Here is a 20,486-nt window from a genome sequence, read left to right as displayed (position 1 = left end):
TAATGAAAGTATTTTCAAGACATATGTAAATTTTCTATTTCTAAAAAATAACTCTATATATAATGTTTTAAATCCCTATTTTTTTGATTTATTATAAATCAAAATTAATTTTTGCTACTTACTTTTTAATAAACCATGGTAAATTTGAAGACTATTTAAATTATTAAAAATAAATTTTATAATTATATAATGTGAGTGTAAACTTGTACTTTTCCATTTAATACTTTATGCATTCTAGATAAAATATATTATTAAATGTATTCAGATATATGATCATATATTTCTTCAAAACAAATGGTTTGAGTTTTTAAATTATTTAAACATTTTCTAGGAAAGAGATTTGAGATAAACTTTTTTTATTCTTTTTGTCACACTGCTCTTTTATTCAATGTTCAACTATTTAATTTTTTTGTTTTTCATTTAGATCATTTATAATGTCAGAAATATCAGAGTCTTATGTACTTTTAATTTATCTACTAAGTTCTCTTATTGCCAAAGTGGTATTTTTATTACTCTTAGTCATTGTTGACTGATTAATTATTTTGACATAAAAAACTCTACACTTTTTTTAAAACTTGTGTAGAATTTATTTTTTCTAGTTTAAACTGCAATCATTATTCCCATAAAATAGTTACTAGAGAAACCTATAATGAATAAAATAACTCAGCCAATACCTGCTTTTGTTATTAATACTCACTTTTGTTGTATTTTATTAAAAATAATATTGGACATTACATTAGCTATTTGAATTAAAATAGAAATATTGTTTGAATCAAAGCTGTTTCCAGCATTACTGGTATTATTTTAACCATAATTTCATATAGCATTTCAAAAAATTTTCTTATAAAAGTTACATTTTTATTTTTTAAACTAATTTATTTTTAATTTCTATTGAATAGTTTTTCAATTTTATTACTTCGTCTTTTAATTTATAGATATGTTTCCAATTACAATTTGCAATACAGAGCCATTTCAAACAGCTCGATTAACATTATTAACTTGCTTAAATTTTTCAATATCAACTCAGATTTTGTTCTTGATTTTAAATCTTAATCTTGTCATACATTTATATATCTCTTCATAAATAAAATTGTCACCTACTAATTGATTAATTAATTTTGCAGAATTTTCATATTTATTAGAAAAATTAAAAAACTCTTTTAAACCCATCGAGGATTCTAAATTTTTTTTTTGATTTCTAGGAAAAAATTTATATGTTATCGTACAGACTAAATCTCCTTGTTTAACATTACCAATTTTTAAATTATTTATTTTATATTCACTTAAATCATTAATTTCAAAAACAATAGCTGTTTCTTTTGATAAATTATTTTTCTCTAAATAATTCAAATCTACTTTAAAAAGACTATCACTTTTATCAACTATATCCCCGATTTTTAATTTTGTAGAAAATGCAATTCCCTTTAAGGCAATAGTATCCATTCCAACATTAACCAAAAACTCTAAGTCTTCAATATTAAAACCATAAGTATGGTACGCTTTAAAAACCATAGTTACTGTTGCTTTATCACTAAAACCATTAAAATTATCCAATGCCGGCATTATAATAAAACCATCACCTAGCATTTTTTTAGCAAACATTTCATTGCTACATTCTTTTAATTCTTTAATTTCACCATCAACTGGCGAATACAAATTAATTTCCATTCTTTTCCTCCTCATTGTAATATTTTCATAATTTGATATAAAAGGTAATCACTTTTTGCTAAGAGGAAAATACTTTTAAATTTGGAAAGTTTCAAAAAAAATTGAAACAAAAAAAGAAAAAGTTTCAAAAAAAAGAAAAAAAGAATGCTATTCTTTAAATTAAAATTGCATTCTTTTTTTTAAATTTCACTTGTAGTCATAAATTTTTTAAATCAATTAAAAGATTTTTTCTTAAATCTATTACCTGTACCTTTATGGTAATCATCATAGTCAACATATATTAAACCATAACGTTTTGACATTTCATTTGAACCAGCACTAACAACATCTATTGGCGTTCACATTGTATAACCAAATAAATTTACTCCATCTTTAATTGCTAAACTCATTTGTTCAAAGTGTCTTGCTAAATAATCAATTCGGTAATTGTCTTCAACAGTATCTTTATTATTTAATTGTTCTAACATCCCAATTCCATTTTCTGAAATAAATAATGGTACATTATATCTGTCTCATAACTGATTTAAAGTATATCTTAAACCAATAGGATCAATTTGTCATCCTCACTCTGTTGCTTCTAAGAATGGATTTTTTCCAAGCTTCATTAAATTACCCTCAGTTAATTCACCCTCTTCTTTTGTTATAGTACTTGACATATAATAACTAAACGAAATAAATTCAACTGGATTATTTTTTAGCAATTCATCATCTCCCGGTTCTTTTACAATTTTGATATTGTTGTCTTTAAAATATTTTATTGAATATCAAGGATACTCGCCTTTAATCATTACATCATAATAAAATAATTTTTTCATTAATTCTTTCTGTTGATTTTCAAATACATTAATTGGATTACAATCCAAGGCATATGTTGTTGAATTAGCAACCATACATCCAACTTGGATATTTTTAAATTTTTTAGAATACTTAACTACTTTTGCTTGAGCAATAAATTGATTGTGCAGATCTTGATAAGATTCATTAATTTTTTCAAATGTGGTTTTATTTCCACTTTTATCTTCTACAAAAAAAGATGAAAGTAAAACTGATAAATTTATTTCATTAAAAGGTAATCAATATTTAACATACTCATTGAATTCGTCAATAAGAACTTTTGCATATTTAAAATACATATCAATTACTTTTCTATTTTTTCATCCTCCATAATTTTGCATTATTGGAAATGGTGTATCAAAGTGATTTATTGTAACCATCACTTCTAATCCTTGACTCTTACATTCTTTAAATACATTTCTATAAAAATCCAATCCCTTTTGATTTGGTTCCTTCTCATCACCATTTGGAAATATTCTTCCTCAAGCAACTGACATTCTAAAAATTTTTAATCCTGCTTCTTTAAACAAAGCAATATCTTCTTTATACTTATGGTAAAAATCTATACCATATCTTTTTGGATAATGTAATCCCTTTTTATTTTCAATTGAATCTAGTAAATCTTGTTTAGTTAATTTTCTTGTTGCAGATAAATCTTTTCTATTTTTTAATTCCATAAAAGGAATCATTTCAAGAATAGATAAAGATTTTCCATCAACATCATATGCTCCTTCTATTTGCGATGCTGCAGTAGCTCCACCCCAAAAAAAGTTTTTTGGAAACTCTAATTTTTTTGCCATTATATATTTTCTCCATTTTTCTTTTTAAGTCTTTATATTAAAACAAACTATATTTTCTAATTATTCTTATATCTTTTTCATCAAAACCATAACGTTTTGAAATTCCTACATTAGTTGAAACTAAATCAATTCTACTTCAGGCCATATAACATTAGACATTTAAACTCACCTTCTCTTTATTTACAGAGTTATTATTTTTGAAATAACTAATTTTTTCATTTAAATTAATATTTGGAATTTTATTTTCTAATAAGCCATAATAAATTTGAACACTATTTAAATTATTAAATATTATTGGCTCCAACTCATTTAAATTTTCTTTTTTTATAAAAACTGATTTTCTTAATTTTTCTAAAATTAATTTTTCCAATTTTGAAATGCTTTTATTTATTTTTTTTAGCTCAATTACTTTATATTGATTATCAATTTTTATTTTTAATAAATTTATTTTTTCTGAATTATCGATTGAGTTATATTTTTGCATATAAGTATTTGCTAAATCAAATTTCTTTTTACTAATTAAACTTTTACCTTTAATTATTATTTTCTCTTTCTCAATTTCTTCATTTTCAATTATAGTATTTAATTTAATTTTATATCTTAATCAAATTTGAATATTTTTTTCAACACTTTTAATAAAGTTAATAGTTTCTTTATCTAAAACATTATTAACTTCATCTAATTCTTTTTTTAATTTTATTGTGTCTTCTTTATTTAAGTTTAATTCTAATATAGTTAATAACTTTAATTTGCTAATTGTTTTGTTTAATAAGGTTTTTTCAGTTTCTCTTTCTTTATAAGAAAACATACTGAATAATATTGCACTTGATACTGCTACTAAACTAGCTAATAAATAAAATGAACCATTGATAGCAGGATTAAGTTTCCCAGTACCTCCATAAATTGGATCTGAGAAGAAACCAATTGCTTCAAATACTCCAATTCCGCTTTGTGCTCTTTGTGTAACTCCAATAACATTTGCAAAGGCACCTGCAATAAACGCTGCACATACCCCTGAGATTAATGGTCTTTTTTTAGGTAAGTTAATTCCATAAAGAATTGGTTCTGTAATACCAAGTAATCCAGCTGGAAGCATACCTATTCCTTGCTTCTTTAATTTTGCATTTTGAGTAATTAATATTACTCCAATCAATGCTCCAACTTGAGATCATACTGAAATTGAGCCAGCAATACCATATACTGTTTGACCACCTGTTGCTGGAGACAAACGGTCAAGAAAGGTAATCAATCCCAACATTAAATGTAAACCAAAAATAACTGCTACTTGCCACATTGATACAAATATACCAACTCCAATTCCTAAAGGAATTTTTCCGACATAGAACATTAATGCTCCAAATAAAGTTTCAATAAAGTTTCAAGCAATTCCATAACCAAAAAATGATAACGGAACAACAAAAATAATGATAATAAACGGTCTAAACATTAATTCCAATGCAACTGGAATTATTTTTTTTAATCAAGTATCTAATTTTTTAGCTGTATATATTGCACCTACAATAACGAAGACCTTTGTACTCATGGCATTAATCTTTATTTTAGTTATTTGATCTAACATGGGATTTCCAGTATTAATATTTCCTAAATCTAGTAAAAGAAAATCATTTCCAATCCCAAGACTTCCACCATCTCCAAACATTAAAGGACAACAAAGAATAAGTCCAATCGCTATACCCATTAAGCTATCTAATTTAAAATAATTAGCTGCAGAAACTGCAACCATTATTCCCATAAAATAGGTTGTTGTTTTTGCCATTGCAAATAGGACTATTCACTCTATAGCAGCATCTTTAAATAAAACATCATTCATTCCTGGATTTTCACTTAATTTAAAGACAATATTGGGCATTATTCCTGCTTGCATTAAAATAGCCATAACCGCTTGAATTAAACCAACTCCAACCAATACAGGAATTATTTTGACCATAATTCCCGAAAACATTGATAAAAATTTTCTTGCTAAAGAAACTTTTGAACTATTAAGTCCTATTGAAGCTTTTATTGCCAAGGATTGATTATTAAGTTTTATAACCTCTTCCTTTAATTTATAAACATCTTGACCAATAACAATTTGCAGTTCATTACCATTCCAAACAGTACCCTTAACAAGCTCCAATCTCTTTATTTCATCAATATTTACTTGTTCTTTATTTTTAATCCTAAACCTAAGTCTTGTCATGCAATTGTATACTTCATTATAATTAGACTGATTACCTATAAACTTATTAATTAACTTAGCATTTTTTTCATACTTGTTTAATACACTAAAGAATTCAACAACATCTGTCTTACTATTTACATTTGTTTCTTTAATTTCTGATTTAAACTCATAATTAATTGTGCAAATTAATTCACCTTGCTTCACTTTTCCTAGTTTTAAATTATTTATTTCATAATCAGCTAAATCACTAATTTCAAATACTATTGGGGTTTCAGTTAATAATTTCTTTTTTTTTAATAAATCTAAATCAACACTGAAAATATCACTTTTTCTAGATACTTTATCTCCAACTTTTAAATTAGTAGTGAATCCCTCTCCATTTAATGCTACTGTATCTATTCCACAATGAATTAAAAACTTTAATCCATCAACATCAAAACCGTATGCATGATATGTGTCAAATATCATCGTCACTTTGGCCTTATCAAAAAAAGCTTTAAAGTCATTTGATTCTGGAACAATAAGAAATCCATCACCTATCATACGATCTGCAAAAATGGAATCTGAACATTCCTGGATGCCCCTTATTTCACCATCAACTGGTGCATATAAATTTAAGTTCATATATTTTCTCCTTACAGTAATATTTTCCATTAAAATTACTTAAAAAAGTATTTTCTCCATAAAAAGAAAATACTTTCTATTTTAGAAAGTATTTTGGATGTCTTGCAATGTATATAAACAACATTTCCAAAGTTATATTTGTATAGATGGATTTTGAGCTATCAAATTGATAATTGATCATCATTTTATCTGCAACTATTATATCTAATTTTATTTCCTGACTATTCGTTATAATAAAAAAATATTATTATTTTTATTTGCTTCTTTTTCATACATTCTCATTAGAGAGCCTTTATTACTTAAACAAATAATTAAAATTTTAACCACATTTTCACCATTTTTTATTAAATTATTTTTATATTCTGAAAAATATACTCTAACAATTTCGTTCATATTATCAAATAAATCTAATATATAAAAACTTGCTTGTTTAATTTGATTTGAAGCATATAAATTTATTATTTTTGCCCGATTAATTGCTTGTAATTCTTTTTAAAGATCTAACTTTTTTTACATTCTCAGTTCAACCATAATGATTATATTCATTTTTTAAAGTGAAAATTAATTCTCAATAACCAGTATAACCAATTTTTTGAGAAAATTTTATTATAATTGACAACAAAACATAACATTGCTTTCCAAGTTATTATTGATTTTTAAAATCATCACTTGCAAACTTATCTATAATTTAATTTGCAGGACTTTTAAAATTAGTATCATCGAGTAATTTACTTAATTTTATTAATTACTGACATAGTTTTTGCCCTTTTTCTACTAATTAAAATTATATATTTCAATAAAAAAAAGTAAATATAATATTTACTTGAATAAATAATTTTTATTAAAATTCACTTGTCTCAATAAATTTTTTAAATCAACTAAAGGACTTTTTCTTATATCGTTTTCCACTACCATTATGATAATCATCATAATCAACATATATTAAGCCATAACGCTTAGACATTTCATTTGTAGAAAGACTAACTACGTCTATTGGAGTCCACATAGTATAGCCAAAGACATCTACTCCATCAAGAATTGCTTCATTTATTTGAATAAAATGTTCTTTTAGATAATCTATTCGATAATTATCATTCACTGTATTATCTGCATCCAATTTTTCAACAACACCAATTCCGTTTTCTGAAATAAATAATGGTAATTGATATCGATCTCATAATTCATTTAATGTAATTCTTAATCCAATAGGATCAATTTGTCATCCTCATTCTGTTGAGTTTAAAAATTTATTTTTACCTCCAATTATTAAATTTCCTGAATTATTATCTTGAGTATTTTTAGATACAGTTGAAGTCATATAATAACTAAATGTAATATAATCAACAGTATTTTCTTTAATTACTTTTAATTCTTCTTCTGTAATATTAATTTCTATTTTTCTCTCTCTAAAGTATCTTTTTGAATATGTTGGATATATTCCCCTTGTCACAACATCATAATAAAAATATCTATTCATTTGTTGAGTTAGTAAATTTTCTAAGATATTAATTGGATTACAATCACTTGCATATGTAGTTATATTAGCAATCATACAACCCATCTTAATATTTTTTGAAATACTTTTTGACAATTCAATAACTTTTGCTTGAGCAAAAAATTGATTATGTAATCCTTGATATGATGCAATTAAAAACTCATGCTCAGTTTTATAATTTTCTCTAAACATACCTAATCCCGTAATTGGTGATAGCGTGGCCACATTTATTTCATTAAAAGGTAATCAGTATTTAACTAAATCTTTATATTCTTCCATGATAGTATTAGCAAACTTAATGTATAAATCTATAACCTTTTTACTTGATCACCCATTATATTTTTTAGCAATTGAGTATGGAATATCATAATGTTGAATTGTAAGCATAATTTCCATTCCATTTTTTTTACATTCTTCAAATACTTTTCTGTAAAACTCTATACCCTCTTGATTAGGTTTACTTTCATCTCCATTTGGATAAATTCTTGATCAAGAAATTGACATTCTGAATATTTTCATCCCCGCTTCTTTAAACAAGGCAATATCTTCTTTATACTTATGGTAAAAATCTATACCATATCTTTTTGGATAATGAAGCTTATTAACATTTTCAATTGACTTTTCATATTCCTCTTTAGAATAATTATTTATTTCTTCAATGCTTTTTCTATTTAAATTAGGATTAAAAGGTCTCATTTCAGCTAAAGTTAAAGACTTACCATTTAAATTATAAGCCCCTTCTATTTGAGATGCAGAAGTTGCTCCTCCTCATAAAAAATTTTTTCCTACAAATTTCATTATTTTTTTCTCCTATGTAAGTATTTTGTATCAATTTAACCTAAAAATAAATAGTAAATTATATTTTTTATAGTACTTCATAAAATGTAAAGTAATTTTCTATTACACATATTTGAATTATCGATAAATTTATTCTATATTTTTGTAATTCCTACTTTTAAAAATACTTATAACTTTTTAAAAATATAAAAAAATAGCATATGTAGTACTATTTGTCTTGATGACAATTGTGAATTATCTAATGAATAATCAATTATCATTTTTTCTGTAAATTTTAAATTTATCTTATCAATTTGTTTTTCTGAGGCAATAATAAAATTAGCATAATCAGCTTCATAAGCTTTATAAAAATTATCAATAAGTGTCTCATTATCCCTACCAGTTAATATTAATAAATTAAAGCCTTTTTCATTATTAACTTTTGCTTTAAATCTAAATTCATTATTTAAAACTGTCACATTTTTACCATATTCAATTAAGATATTTGCAAAATACTTTGAAGACTCAGTTGCTTGATAAGAAGAATAAATATTGATAAAACTACTCTCCTTAATTTTTTTGCAAATACTATTTATAAAATTTTCATTATAATAAATTCATTTTTCAATTAATTGAAAAATTTCAAATGTATCTGACCTTTCAATCTGCTCATAATCAAATTTTTTTCATTCTGTTTTCATTTTAAAGTTTAATTCTCTAAAACCTGAAAAACCCATTTTTTTAGAAAACTTGGTAATAGTTGAAATTGATACAAAAGTTTGTGCTGCTAATTCGTCTTGAGAGCAAAATATACCTCTCTCAGCATTATCTAATATTTTTTTAGCTATTATTTTGAAAGTGGTATCTTCAAATTCCTTACTAATAATTTCCAATTTATCAAATACATACTTCATAATCATTACCTTTTAAATTTTCATTCTTTCTTATATCTTTAATGATAATTATAAAAAAAAAAAAAAAAACATTTAAATTTAAATAAAAAATGTTTTTTAGATTTAAAGTAAATTAAAATATTTTTTTACATCAATTAATCGTTGATTTGAACTTCCCCTAAATAAAATATTAGGGTCATATAGTTCTTTTACAAATCTACCATCTACTAATGTATCTATTTCAAGTAATAATTTGTACATAGAATATTCTTTCTCATTAGAATCATCTTTTTTTGCTATTATTTCTTCTATAGTAAAACCTGTATATAGTCATATATTCAAACCAGTTTCTTTTTTTAGTTTTTTTACAAAAGGCAACAATTCAATTGCACTAAACATTGGATCTCCACCACTAAAAGTAATTCCATTTAATAATGAATTTGATTTAATCTCTGAAATAATTTCTTTTTCATATTCTTTGTCAAAGGCTTTTCCTATTTTAAAATTTCAACTCAAAAGATTATGACAACCATAACAAGCATGCAAGCATCCAGCAATATAAATAGAGTATCTAACTCCAGGTCCATCACTTATTGTTTCTTTAAAAATTTTAAGTATTTTCATTAATTTTTAGTTTTATGCTTTACTCTTTCTGATTCTTCAGCCTGCTTTCCTTTATTTCAACACTCTAAATCTCCAACTAAATATCCTGTAATTCTTCTAGTTCTTGAAATTTCTTTGCTATTACACATTTGACAATGTAAGGGAATTAAAGAAGTATAATTACATTTTTTGCATCTATCTACTGGATGATTTAAACTCCCATAATTTGTTCCATGAATTCGCATTGCATTAATTATAGAAAGAATAGCATGCAAGTTTTTTTTAGCTTCTCCATCTAATTCAACATAACTTATACTACCAGCCAAAGTTAATAAATGATATTTTGCTTCTCTTTTAATTTTTTCAATAGCACTAATATTATAATAAACTGGAATATGATTTGAATTCGTAAAGTATTCCCTGTCAGTAACTCCAGATACTAAACCAAAAACTTTTCTAGTTTGTTTTGCCATTCTACCTGCAACTGATTCTGCTGGTGTTGCTATAACTCCAAAATTTAAATGAGTTTTTTCCTTTCATATAAGTGAAACATTGTTAATAACTTCTATAATTTCTAATCCAAATTTTTGTGCTTCGTCATTTTCACCATGATGAAAATTTAACAGTGCTTTTAATGCTTCTGCCAAACCAACAAAACCAATTGTTAACGTTCCTTGCTTAAAAACATCCTCTACAGAATCTTGTGATTTTAAATTAATTCCCGCAGATAAAATATTATTGCTCATTAGAAATGGAAATTCTTTTGCAATAGCTGTTATTTGATAATCATATCGAACTTTTAATTGATTACAAATTTCTTGACTATAATATTTAACCCTTTCTAAAAATAATTTTTTTATTTTTGAAGAATTAATTTTAGAGTAATTGATTATTTCATTTTTTAAAAAACCTTTTTTTTCTAAAAGTTCTAATGCTATATAAGGCAAATTTAATGAAGTAAAGCTCAAATTTCCTCGTCCAATTGATGTTTTTTCACCATTAATATTTTCAAAAACTCTTGTACGACATCCCATTGTTGCTGGTTCATAATATCAAGATTTACTATCATTTTGATTTCATAAATGATGTTGATTATATTTTTGATCTAAAAACATAAAATTTGGAAATAATCTTTTACTTGTTGTTTTAATTGCTTCTAAAAGTAAATCAAAGTTTTTGACATTTCAAATATTACTTTCATTAAATCACTCTTCCTGACTTTGATTCATTGCTTTTTTGTAATCTTCTTCATGAAAGTTTACTAAATTCTTAACTTTAAAAATAACTATTGGAAAAATTGAAGTTTCACCATTACCTAATCCTTTTTCTAAAGCCCTAAATAGTGATTTTGTAACTTGTCTTCCCTCATCTGAAGTGTCAGTTCCTAAATTTATTGAAGAAAAAACAACTTGATTTCCTCCTCTTGAATGTTGAGTATTTAGATTATAAATAAAACCTTCCATTGCTTGATTAGTTTGATTAATTGTCTCTTTAATTGTTAATTGATTTATTTTATCAAAATCTTTTTGTGAAATATTAATTTTTGGTAAATATAAACTAATCATTTCCTTTTTTAATTTTTTAAATTTTATACTCTCATCTTTTTTTATATCATTTATTTTATTTTTCTCAAAATTTATATTTGAAAAAAATAAGAAGGTCTTTAATTTTTCTAACAGAATTTTTCTAAAAGTTTTATTTACTCCTGGAGCCATAAAGTAATCAAAAGCTGGGATTGATTGTCCTCCATGCATTTCATTTTGAGCTGTTTGAAAGATAATTGATGCTAACTCAGCATATACACCAATTGATTGCGGTTCTTTAATCAAACCATTTTTTGTTTTAAAACCATTATTAAATATCTCCTCAATATTATATTGAACACAAGTTGCTGATTTTGTAGCATAATAATCCAAATCATGAATATGAATTAATGAACTTTTATGTAAGTTTGCATGCTTTAACTTAAGTAAATTTTCCAATGCAAAATTTTTTGCTGATATTGAAGCAAATTTCATCATTTTACCACTTGGTGTATCACCATTCATATTTGCATTTTCATTTTTAATATCATTATTTATTGTTGAAATTACCTGATTAAATTCTATAGTAATATTTTTACAAGAACTTTTATTTTCCTTCATATAAGACACTCCTTTAAAGTATATATTATTTTTAAAATTGTAAAACTAAACTTTTTTGTTTAGTTGTTAGTTAATACTCTCAAAAAAAAATAAAAAATCAACTTATAGAAAAAAGTTGAAAATAAAATAAATAGAATAAACACTTTTATACTTTTAATTTATATAAAAAAATAATAAGTTTTATAGTATAAACTATAAAATAAAAAAACCTTATATTAAATAAGGTTTCTAATCAATAATATATTTAAATTTTGATAAATTACTCTTTTAATAGCTTGGCTAAAATACCATAACATCCAGCCCTATTTTCTAAATTACTTTTTATTATATTTATATGTTCAATTGGAGAAAAATTTTTAAATAAAATAATATAATCTTCAGCCTTTTTAATTATAGTATCCAAAAATTTACTATTAGAACTTATTCCCCCACCAATAGTTATTGCTTCAAAATCCATTAAAAAATTTAAAGAAACTAAATACTTAGTTAAACTTGTTGTTCATATATCAAAAACTTTAACAGCTATTGGTTCATTTTCTTCAACTAGTTTCATAAATGATTTACCATCAATTAATTTTTTCATTCTAAAATTATTTTTTGCCTTAGCAGTTACAACATCTTCAATTTCTGCAAGTTCTCCTAATTCAATTGAGTCTGCATATCTTTTTAAATTTGCACCTGTTGAGGTACTTTGAACAACTAAATTATTGTTCTTAGAGTCAAAATTTGCAAATAGCTTTGATAATTCTCCAGCTCCTCCTTTAAAACCTTTGTAAATTTTACCATCAATAATAATTCCTCCACCAAGACCTGTTCCAACAGTTACATGAAGCATATTCTTGTATTTTTGCTTTTGACCAAAATAATATTCTCCATAAGCTGCGGCCTTGGCATCATTTTCAATTTTAAATACTTCTATATTTTTTAACTCACTAAAAAAATCTTTTAAATTAATTTCTTTAATATTTGTTAATGCAGATTCAGATAATATTTTATAATTAATTGAATCAATAATTCCAGGAATACTAATTCCCAAGTTTATTTTAATATTCTTTGGTAGATCATTTTTTATTAAACTAAAAACATAGTTTACATCTAATTGTCATGCATTTGGTCTTTTGGTATCATCATAAGAAATTATATCCTCTGATATTATTTTATTGTTATGATCCATAACAATTTTTTTGGTACTTAATCCTCCAATGTCATATAAATAATTTATATTTTTCATAAACTAATTGTCCTATCTTTCTCAAATACTATTTAATTATTTTGCAAACTTTTATTTAAATTATTTTCCTGTGAAATTTTTTTTATAATACTATTTAAAGTAATTTTAGCATCAACTGGTTTTTGTAATTTATAAGTTATTTTTAAATCATTTAAAGTATTTTTGTATAGTAACTTTATTGAATAAAGATTCTCTTCTGATAAATAATCTTCTAATAATTTAAAATTACTTAGTACTGCATTTTCTTTAGTTTTAATAAGTTCATCTAATCATTTTAATTTATCAGCCATTTTTATATCTAACTGCTGAATTTTATTTTGTAATGTTTCTTTTTTCTTTAAAAAGTAAATATCTTTATGTTTTTCCATAATTGATTTGGCTTTTAAAGGTTTATTTTTATTAATCAAATTACATCCATGCTCAAATAATCTATCTTTAATTTTATTTTCTTTATAAAATATAATCTCTAATTCAATTTTATATTTTAGACTTTCAATTAATAATTTCTCAAGTTTTTTAATTTTAATAACTTCCTCTTTTGCAAAAAAGTTTTCTTCCGCGCTTAAAATATTTGTTACTTTTATTTTATCTTCAGAAGTCAAATTAAAATTTGATAAGTTAATTATTTTAATAACTTTTGCATTATTTTTTTTAATAATATTATTTTCAAGAATTCTTTCTTTATACATAAATATTGTAAACATTAATGCTAATCCAGTTGCCATCACACAACATAATATATTGTATAGACCATTCAAAGTATTGGGTATTAACTCAACAGTTACAATTTCTGGATTTATTGGGTTTGAGAAAAATCCAAAGAATGAAAATACTCCTAAACCTGTATTAACTCTTTGCGAAACACTTAACATATTACTAAAGCATCCAGCAAAGAAAGCACCCAGAGTTCCTGCAATAAAAGGTCTTACTTTAGGTAAGTTAATTCCATAAACAATTGGAGCAGGCACACCAAAGAAACCAGTAATTACAGTTGATCGTGCTTCTCTTTTAGTTGCACTATTTTTAGAAATAAGTATAACTGCAATAACAGCACCTACTTGTCCTCATACAGAAAACTCTCCACCAGGTGTCAAATAACTAACCCCATCTGTTAATACCTGCATTTGTGAAATTTGACCAACAGCTGAGTGCATACCTACTATAACTAAGGGTTGTCAAATTAAGGCATAAATACCAGTACCAATTCCAAGTGGAGTTTTGGTAACAAATCTTAAACCAACACCAATTAATTGTTCAAAAACATATCAAATTGGCCCAATAATAAAGAATGTTATTAGAGCTGCAATTAATAATGTTAAAGCAGACTTTAGAATTAATTCTAAGGATTTTGGCACTCAAGTTATAACTCAGTTTTCAATTTTTTTTGTAGTTAAAACTGCCAGTATTACAACAATTACTCTTGCCCCTTGAGGCATTACTTTTATTGATGAAAGACCATATCAAATAGGATCATCAGGACTTATTCCAGTTTTAAATAAATCTCAACTATAACCAAATCCTATTGGTCCCCCATCTCCAAATATTAAAGGACTACCTAAAATTAAACCAATCGACAATCCTAAAAATATATTTAGTCTAAAATACTTTGCAGCACTTATTCCTGCTAATATACCTATAAATCTCAAAGGCGTATTAGCTATTACATATAACATTGCTCACAATACATTTGTATCTCTAATATATTCTTGACCTGGTTTTAATCCTGATTCTGGTATTTTTAAAACAACATCTGGCATTAACTTTGTTATTTGCAACATACCAACAAATGCCATTATAATACCAGCTCCAATTAATATTGGAATTAATGGAATCATGATTGAAGAAAGAGCAACTAACATTCTTTTTCCAAGAGACATTTTTCTATTTGCCAGTAAATCAAATTCCCCAGAATCCTCAAATTTTTTTAAACCTGCATATAATTTATAAACAGTTTTTCCTAAAATTAATTGCAGTTCATCATTTTTTCAAACAACTCCCTTTACTTGTTTAATTTTTTGAAGTGACTCAATATCTACAAGACTTTTATCTTTTATTTTAAATCGAAGACGAGTTGAACAATTGTAAGAATTACTATAATTACCTTTTCTTCCAACAAGCTCAATTATTTTTCGTGCAATTAGTTCTCAATTTGAACTAGTTTTAAAGTATTCATCAACTTTAATATCTTTTTCACTTTCTAAAATTGATTCAAAAGTACCTATTAAGTCATTTTTTTTAACCTTTGTTGCTCCTGCAAAATAAGGTTGAAAAATTCAATTCATTTTATTAGATTCATCATTAATTAAAACAGCAATATTAGTATTTTTATGGACTACTTTTAAATAATCTAAATTTACTTCTGCTATTTTCTCAAAGTTTTTTATTTTTTCATTTTGCTCTTTTGCAATATTAAAATATTGACCATCTTCTTTTCTAAAGTCAAGACACATATTTATCATAATAGAAGAATCCAAATTTTCTTGCTTTAAAAATAAACCATGTTTTGTTTCAAAAACCAAATCTATATTAGCATTTTCAATTGGATTATGAATTTTATTAGATGTAGCAGATATGAAATAACCTGTCCCTAATAAATTATTTTTAAAAACCCTATCATCAATATTCTCTATTATGTCTATAACACCATCGCAAATAGCATATACATTTAAAACTTTTTTGTGCATAAATAATTCCTTTCAAAGTTCTATTTATTATAGGAATATTAAACTATTGTTGATGCCTCTTCTGTTAAACCAATTCTTTCATAAACTTCTGGAGGTGTATCAACAGATTTCATTTTTTTAATTAGTTTTTTAATCATCATTGATTCAATTTTTTTATCTTTTAAAGGACTTAATTGTTTTGGATCTTCTTCTAAATCAAACAATAAATCTCCATATTTAAATGAATTTGGTGTCATAGGAAATTCTTGTAAATTATATTTCATCATGGGCATTCCATTTGAATATCGTGTTCCCTTTACATATTCCATATTATTTAAAAAGAAATTTGGTAAGAATCCCTTCATAAAATTAAAGTTAAGTGTATATTGAGTATTTGGGAAATTGGCTTCACTTTTAGATGCTTTCATAAAAACATATTTTCCATCATATATATTTACATGACCACCATTATTACCAAATAAGATCTCCTTGTGATTATTTTGATCTTTTCTTAGAGCTTCATAAATTGAATTTCCATCTCGATCAAAATCATCTTTTAAATTGAAATAGTCTAAAAGAGTTGGAGCTATATCAATTGTTTGACATAACTTATCAAATCTTTTTCCATCCATATTTGAAAATTCTGGAATATGTAAAAAGAATGGTGTATGAATTAATTCATCATATCAAGGTGCTGCTGTTTTACCAACAAAGTTATGTTCACCAGTTAAGAACCCATGATCTGTATTTACAATTAACATTGTGTCTTTTCATAAATCATTTTCATCAAAGTAATCTAAAATTTTTCCTAAATAAACATCTATCATTGAAATTAATGCAGCATATTCTATTTGAAGTTTCTTAACTGTTTCTGCATCTTTTTCTTCATCATAGTGGCTATATTTAGGTCAATTAGGAATATTGTCTGTATATTTCGCATCATAAATATCTCGATATTTTTGAGGAGTTACAAACGGTTCATGAGGGTCAAAACACTCAATTTGTAGTAACCAATTATCTAAATCCTTATGACCTTTTAAAAACTCAATTCCTGATAGCATTGTTTGTACACTAGGATAACTTGTATCATCTTGTGTTAAATGTGCTAAATTAGCTTTTCCATATTTCAAAAAATTATATTTTTCTGGTCTGGTTTTTAAGTCAAAAAAAGTATTTATATCATTTTTATGAGGTTGGTCGTGATTTTTACCATAAGCTGCAGGAATTCATTGATCATATTCTTGACCTCTAAATCCTTCCCAAGTATTATATCTTGTATGATAAGTACCCCCACCATCTTCTCAGTAATGTCAATGATCTGTTGTTAAATGCGTATAAATATTACTATTTTTTAAGTGCTCAAATACTGAGTTATCAAAAGGTTCTAATTGACCTCAATCTCTATGCAAAAAATTATATCGTCCCGTATGTATTTCTCTTCTTGCAGGCATACATGGCATGCTTCCTGCATAGAAATTATCAAATGTCATTGTTCTTTCACCTAATCTTTTAAAGTTTGGTGCATGTACTCAATCATTGCCATAATTAGGTAAGTACTTTCTTGTTAAAGTATCAAACATTAATATAACTGCTCTCATTTTTATCTCCTTTGTAGACTAATAGTAGTCTACAAATATCATATAATAATTATTCCAAAATTAATAGTTATTTTGGAATAATTACTACAAAAAGTAATTGTGTACTGTTTTTTTCTGAATATACTTTGTCAAGTATACAAAATGTTTTTTTTATAAAGTAATTGCATTAAATGCAATTACTTTTATTTTGTTTCAATTATTAAAGTATTCATAAGATGGAGGATTAGAAGTTTTACCTCGTATTCTTTCATAATTAAAGAAGTGAATATATTTACTAATAGAGCTTTCCAATTTTTCAAAAGAGTTTACTTTTAACTCTTTTTTTCATTCCTCTTTTAATGAATAAAAGAATGTTTCACACATTGCATTATCTATTGAATTTTCAGGTCTTGATAAAGAAATAATTATATTATTCTTTTTTGAATAGTTTTTGGCAAAAAATGATGTATATTGAAAACCATTATCAGAGTGAATTATAAGCGATTTACTTATGTCAATTCTATATTTTGTGTGATTAATAAGAGTATCTCTATAAATTTTTATATCATTTATTTTATACAATTTATAACCAACTATAAATCCTGTCTTAACATCTTTTAAAATGCTAAGATAAGCAAATTTATTATTTAATGGTAAATAAGTAATGTCAGTCACTCAGCATTCATTCTTTTTATAAATTTCTCATTTTCTATTAACAATATTGGATCCATGAGTAATACTTTTCTTTTCCTTAGGTTTTCTAATCATCTTTTTAACTCTAATTACTGAATACATCTTATATATTCTCATTATTCTTGCTACATTATTTTGGCTTATGTTTATTCCCTTACTTTTTAAACATATTGTTATTCTAGGACTACCATAAATACATTTATATTTAAAAAATAGAAGAGAATGCGATAACCTAAGTTTACCAGTTTGCAATATTTGCAAACTGTTTTTTTCTATTTATATTATATTTAAAATCATGATTTAAATTTCACATTTCCACAAAATTTGCAAACTTATTATGAAAATCCTCCATTGAAGTGAATTCATTACTATATTGTTTATAAAATTTATTTTTCACTCATCCATTAAGTGATTCGGTTGGAGCATTATGCTTAAAACCCGCTTCAGACATAGAATGAGTTAAAAAATTACTGTTCCTATTAATGAAACTAAATATCATTTTATTGGCAAATGCTGTGCCTCTATCCGTTTGTATTAAAAAATTAGATATTGAGAGGTTCTTAACATAACTTTTAATTTTATTAAAAACCTTAAAAGCATTATTACTATTTTCTGTTCTATCGAAGGAATAAGAGACTATATTATTATTAGATCAATTGTATCCAAAAATGACAACTTGATTTTCTAATACTCCTTTAATTCTTATTTTCATATGGCTTCCATTAACTCCAATAACATTCTCTTTTTTAAAATTATTCATAATTAAATCTTTTCTAATGTAATTATTGCTTTTATTGATACCTAAGTTAGTTCTCTTTTTTCTTTGAAAAGTAGGCATTTTAAATATATTTTCTCTTTGAATTTTCCTTATTTCTCTAATTGAAATATTTAGATTATAAGTTTCAAGAATTCATTTATTAATTATATTAGCCCCTGAGACAAAGCCTTTAAAGGTTTTAAAGTATTGCTCAATATAAAAATTAGCATTTTTTAAAACTTTTCTTTGAAAAATTGGAAAACCAGGTAATGCTAATCTCTCTTTGAAAATTTTTATTGGTGACATTAGAACAAATCTTCTTTTAAATTTTGAATAACCTTGTTTAGATACATAAAAGAAATTAATTAATTTATTAGTTCCCATTCCATATAACGCTTCAAATTTGTATATTATGCAAAAAGAATAATGCTTATAAATTTTTGTCTTTGTTATCTGAATTAAGTCCTTCTTGCTCATTTTCATCATGTTGATGATCATCTCCGTTGTGCAAGAAGGAATGGACTTTTCCAAAATTTCATATCTTGCATTTGAAAGTAGTACTAATTCATTTGACTCCTTTAATTGTTTTTTTAATTTAGCTATTTCTTTTTCATAAACTTTTATACTTTTATCTTTAAAATCCTTTTTCAATTTATTTGTCATTATATTAAACTCCTTACAAAAGTTAGTATCATTATAGTTTAAATTTGAGTATTTTCTATTTCATAAATAAACTAATTGTACTCCAGAATTTAAATTGTATTCTTCTACTAATTTTTTTGGTGTATGACCTTGGTTAAACTTTTTTGTAACCTCTACTTTTAATTCTTTACTGTATTTTGTTTTTTTCATTTTTTCCTTTCATTAAAAAAACCAGTAGTAAAACTACTGGTAAACTTAGGTTACCTTTTTCTAAGCTTTATTTTTTTGCAATATAAATATCTATTTTTATAATATAATCTTTTTTACCCTTGTTAACTCACCTTTATTAACTTGATCTAGTAATTTTTAAAAGCTTACATAAATCTGAAATACTATATTTGCTTTTAAATTCTTCTATGATTTTATAAATATAATTTATTTTTTCTTTTGATTTTCCATCATTTCATTAAACTTTTTTATAACTTCATTTTCCATTTCTAATCATTTAATCTTCTTTTTAAGAATTGCTAGTTCCTTATCTTTTGGGTCCAAAAAGTTTGGCCTAACACTAGAATGCTTGTTATGCTTTCCTGTTTTTGAAATTAAAGCCTCAGCTCCGTATATTTTATAATTTATTTAAAGATTTCTTGCTGTTGAATACTATACACCATATTCAATTGATAGCTCTCTAAAAGTTCTATTTTCATTATAGTGTCTATTTACTAACTCTTGTTTTTGTTTGATACTTAATATATTTGATTTATTTCCTGTAACATTTGACATATAAAAAATTCTCCTTGTATACATTTTAGGTTTTTTTTAACATTATGTAACTTAGAGAATTATATTCGAACAAATTATTTAAATCTGTTTTATATTTAAATAATCTAGGATACTTACCAA

14 protein-coding genes are annotated in these 20,486 nt (G+C 24.6%); 1 reads left to right on the top strand and 13 read right to left on the bottom strand.

Annotation, left to right across the window (positions count from 1 at the left end; genetic code table 4):
- Window positions 1–649: 649 nt before the first annotated feature.
- On the top strand, window positions 650–808 hold the full coding sequence (locus AAHM84_RS01645) for a hypothetical protein (RefSeq protein WP_342259175.1): 159 nt from the start codon (window positions 650–652) through the stop codon (window positions 806–808).
- Window positions 809–924: 116 nt separating this feature from the next.
- Here the strand turns inward: AAHM84_RS01645 and AAHM84_RS01640 are convergent, their stop codons facing one another.
- The 13 genes from AAHM84_RS01640 to AAHM84_RS01580 all read right to left on the bottom strand — a co-directional run bounded on the left by AAHM84_RS01640 (window position 925) and on the right by AAHM84_RS01580 (window position 20,366).
- The gene (locus tag AAHM84_RS01640) at window positions 925–1,668 is read right to left on the bottom strand and encodes a PTS sugar transporter subunit IIA (RefSeq protein WP_342259174.1); all 744 of its coding nucleotides are present in this window, start codon (window positions 1,666–1,668) and stop codon (window positions 925–927) included.
- A 179-nt stretch (window positions 1,669–1,847) separates the two neighbouring features.
- Window positions 1,848–3,302: a glycoside hydrolase family 1 protein gene (locus AAHM84_RS01635; protein WP_342259173.1), complete on the bottom strand. Its 1,455-nt coding sequence runs from the start codon at window positions 3,300–3,302 to the stop codon at window positions 1,848–1,850.
- 151 nt (window positions 3,303–3,453) lie between these two features.
- Window positions 3,454–6,108, bottom strand: a complete 2,655-nt coding sequence (locus AAHM84_RS01630) for a glucose PTS transporter subunit IIA (protein WP_342259172.1) — start codon at window positions 6,106–6,108, stop codon at window positions 3,454–3,456.
- A gap of 841 nt (window positions 6,109–6,949) precedes the next feature.
- Window positions 6,950–8,401, bottom strand: a complete 1,452-nt coding sequence (locus tag AAHM84_RS01625; protein ID WP_342259171.1) for a glycoside hydrolase family 1 protein — start codon at window positions 8,399–8,401, stop codon at window positions 6,950–6,952.
- A gap of 167 nt (window positions 8,402–8,568) precedes the next feature.
- Complete coding sequence (locus AAHM84_RS01620; RefSeq protein ID WP_342259170.1) at window positions 8,569–9,294, bottom strand: hypothetical protein; 726 nt, start codon at window positions 9,292–9,294, stop codon at window positions 8,569–8,571.
- Between the two features lie 102 nt (window positions 9,295–9,396).
- Complete coding sequence (gene nrdG / locus AAHM84_RS01615) at window positions 9,397–9,897, bottom strand: anaerobic ribonucleoside-triphosphate reductase activating protein (protein ID WP_342259169.1); 501 nt, start codon at window positions 9,895–9,897, stop codon at window positions 9,397–9,399.
- Complete coding sequence (locus tag AAHM84_RS01610; protein WP_342259168.1) at window positions 9,897–12,020, bottom strand: anaerobic ribonucleoside triphosphate reductase; 2,124 nt, start codon at window positions 12,018–12,020, stop codon at window positions 9,897–9,899. The genes nrdG and AAHM84_RS01610 overlap by 1 nt, the downstream gene beginning before the upstream one ends.
- 259 nt (window positions 12,021–12,279) lie before the next feature.
- Complete coding sequence (locus tag AAHM84_RS01605) at window positions 12,280–13,251, bottom strand: ROK family protein (protein WP_342259167.1); 972 nt, start codon at window positions 13,249–13,251, stop codon at window positions 12,280–12,282.
- A 32-nt stretch (window positions 13,252–13,283) separates the two neighbouring features.
- Window positions 13,284–15,935 carry a PTS transporter subunit EIIC gene (locus AAHM84_RS01600; protein ID WP_342259166.1) on the bottom strand — a complete coding sequence of 884 codons (2,652 nt, stop codon included), beginning with the start codon at window positions 15,933–15,935 and terminating at the stop codon, window positions 13,284–13,286.
- Between the two features lie 38 nt (window positions 15,936–15,973).
- Window positions 15,974–17,512 (bottom strand): sulfatase, encoded by a 1,539-nt coding sequence (locus tag AAHM84_RS01595; protein WP_342259165.1) that lies wholly within the window; start codon window positions 17,510–17,512, stop codon window positions 15,974–15,976.
- 150 nt (window positions 17,513–17,662) lie between these two features.
- The gene (locus AAHM84_RS01590) at window positions 17,663–18,436 is read right to left on the bottom strand and encodes an IS3 family transposase (protein WP_342259362.1); all 774 of its coding nucleotides are present in this window, start codon (window positions 18,434–18,436) and stop codon (window positions 17,663–17,665) included.
- Window positions 18,423–19,793 (bottom strand): hypothetical protein, encoded by a 1,371-nt coding sequence (locus AAHM84_RS01585; protein ID WP_342259164.1) that lies wholly within the window; start codon window positions 19,791–19,793, stop codon window positions 18,423–18,425. The genes AAHM84_RS01590 and AAHM84_RS01585 overlap by 14 nt, the downstream gene beginning before the upstream one ends.
- 450 nt (window positions 19,794–20,243) lie before the next feature.
- A complete protein-coding gene (locus AAHM84_RS01580) occupies window positions 20,244–20,366 on the bottom strand; it encodes a hypothetical protein (RefSeq protein WP_342259163.1) in 123 nt (40 codons plus the stop codon).
- Window positions 20,367–20,486 lie beyond the last annotated feature (120 nt).

The sequence above is a fragment of the Spiroplasma endosymbiont of Dioctria linearis genome, from assembly GCF_964030865.1.
Lineage (GTDB): Bacteria > Bacillota_I > Bacilli_A > Mycoplasmatales > Mycoplasmataceae > Spiroplasma_A.
Note: the sequence above shows the minus strand (reverse complement) of the source record. Positions and strands in the feature narration are given on the sequence as shown.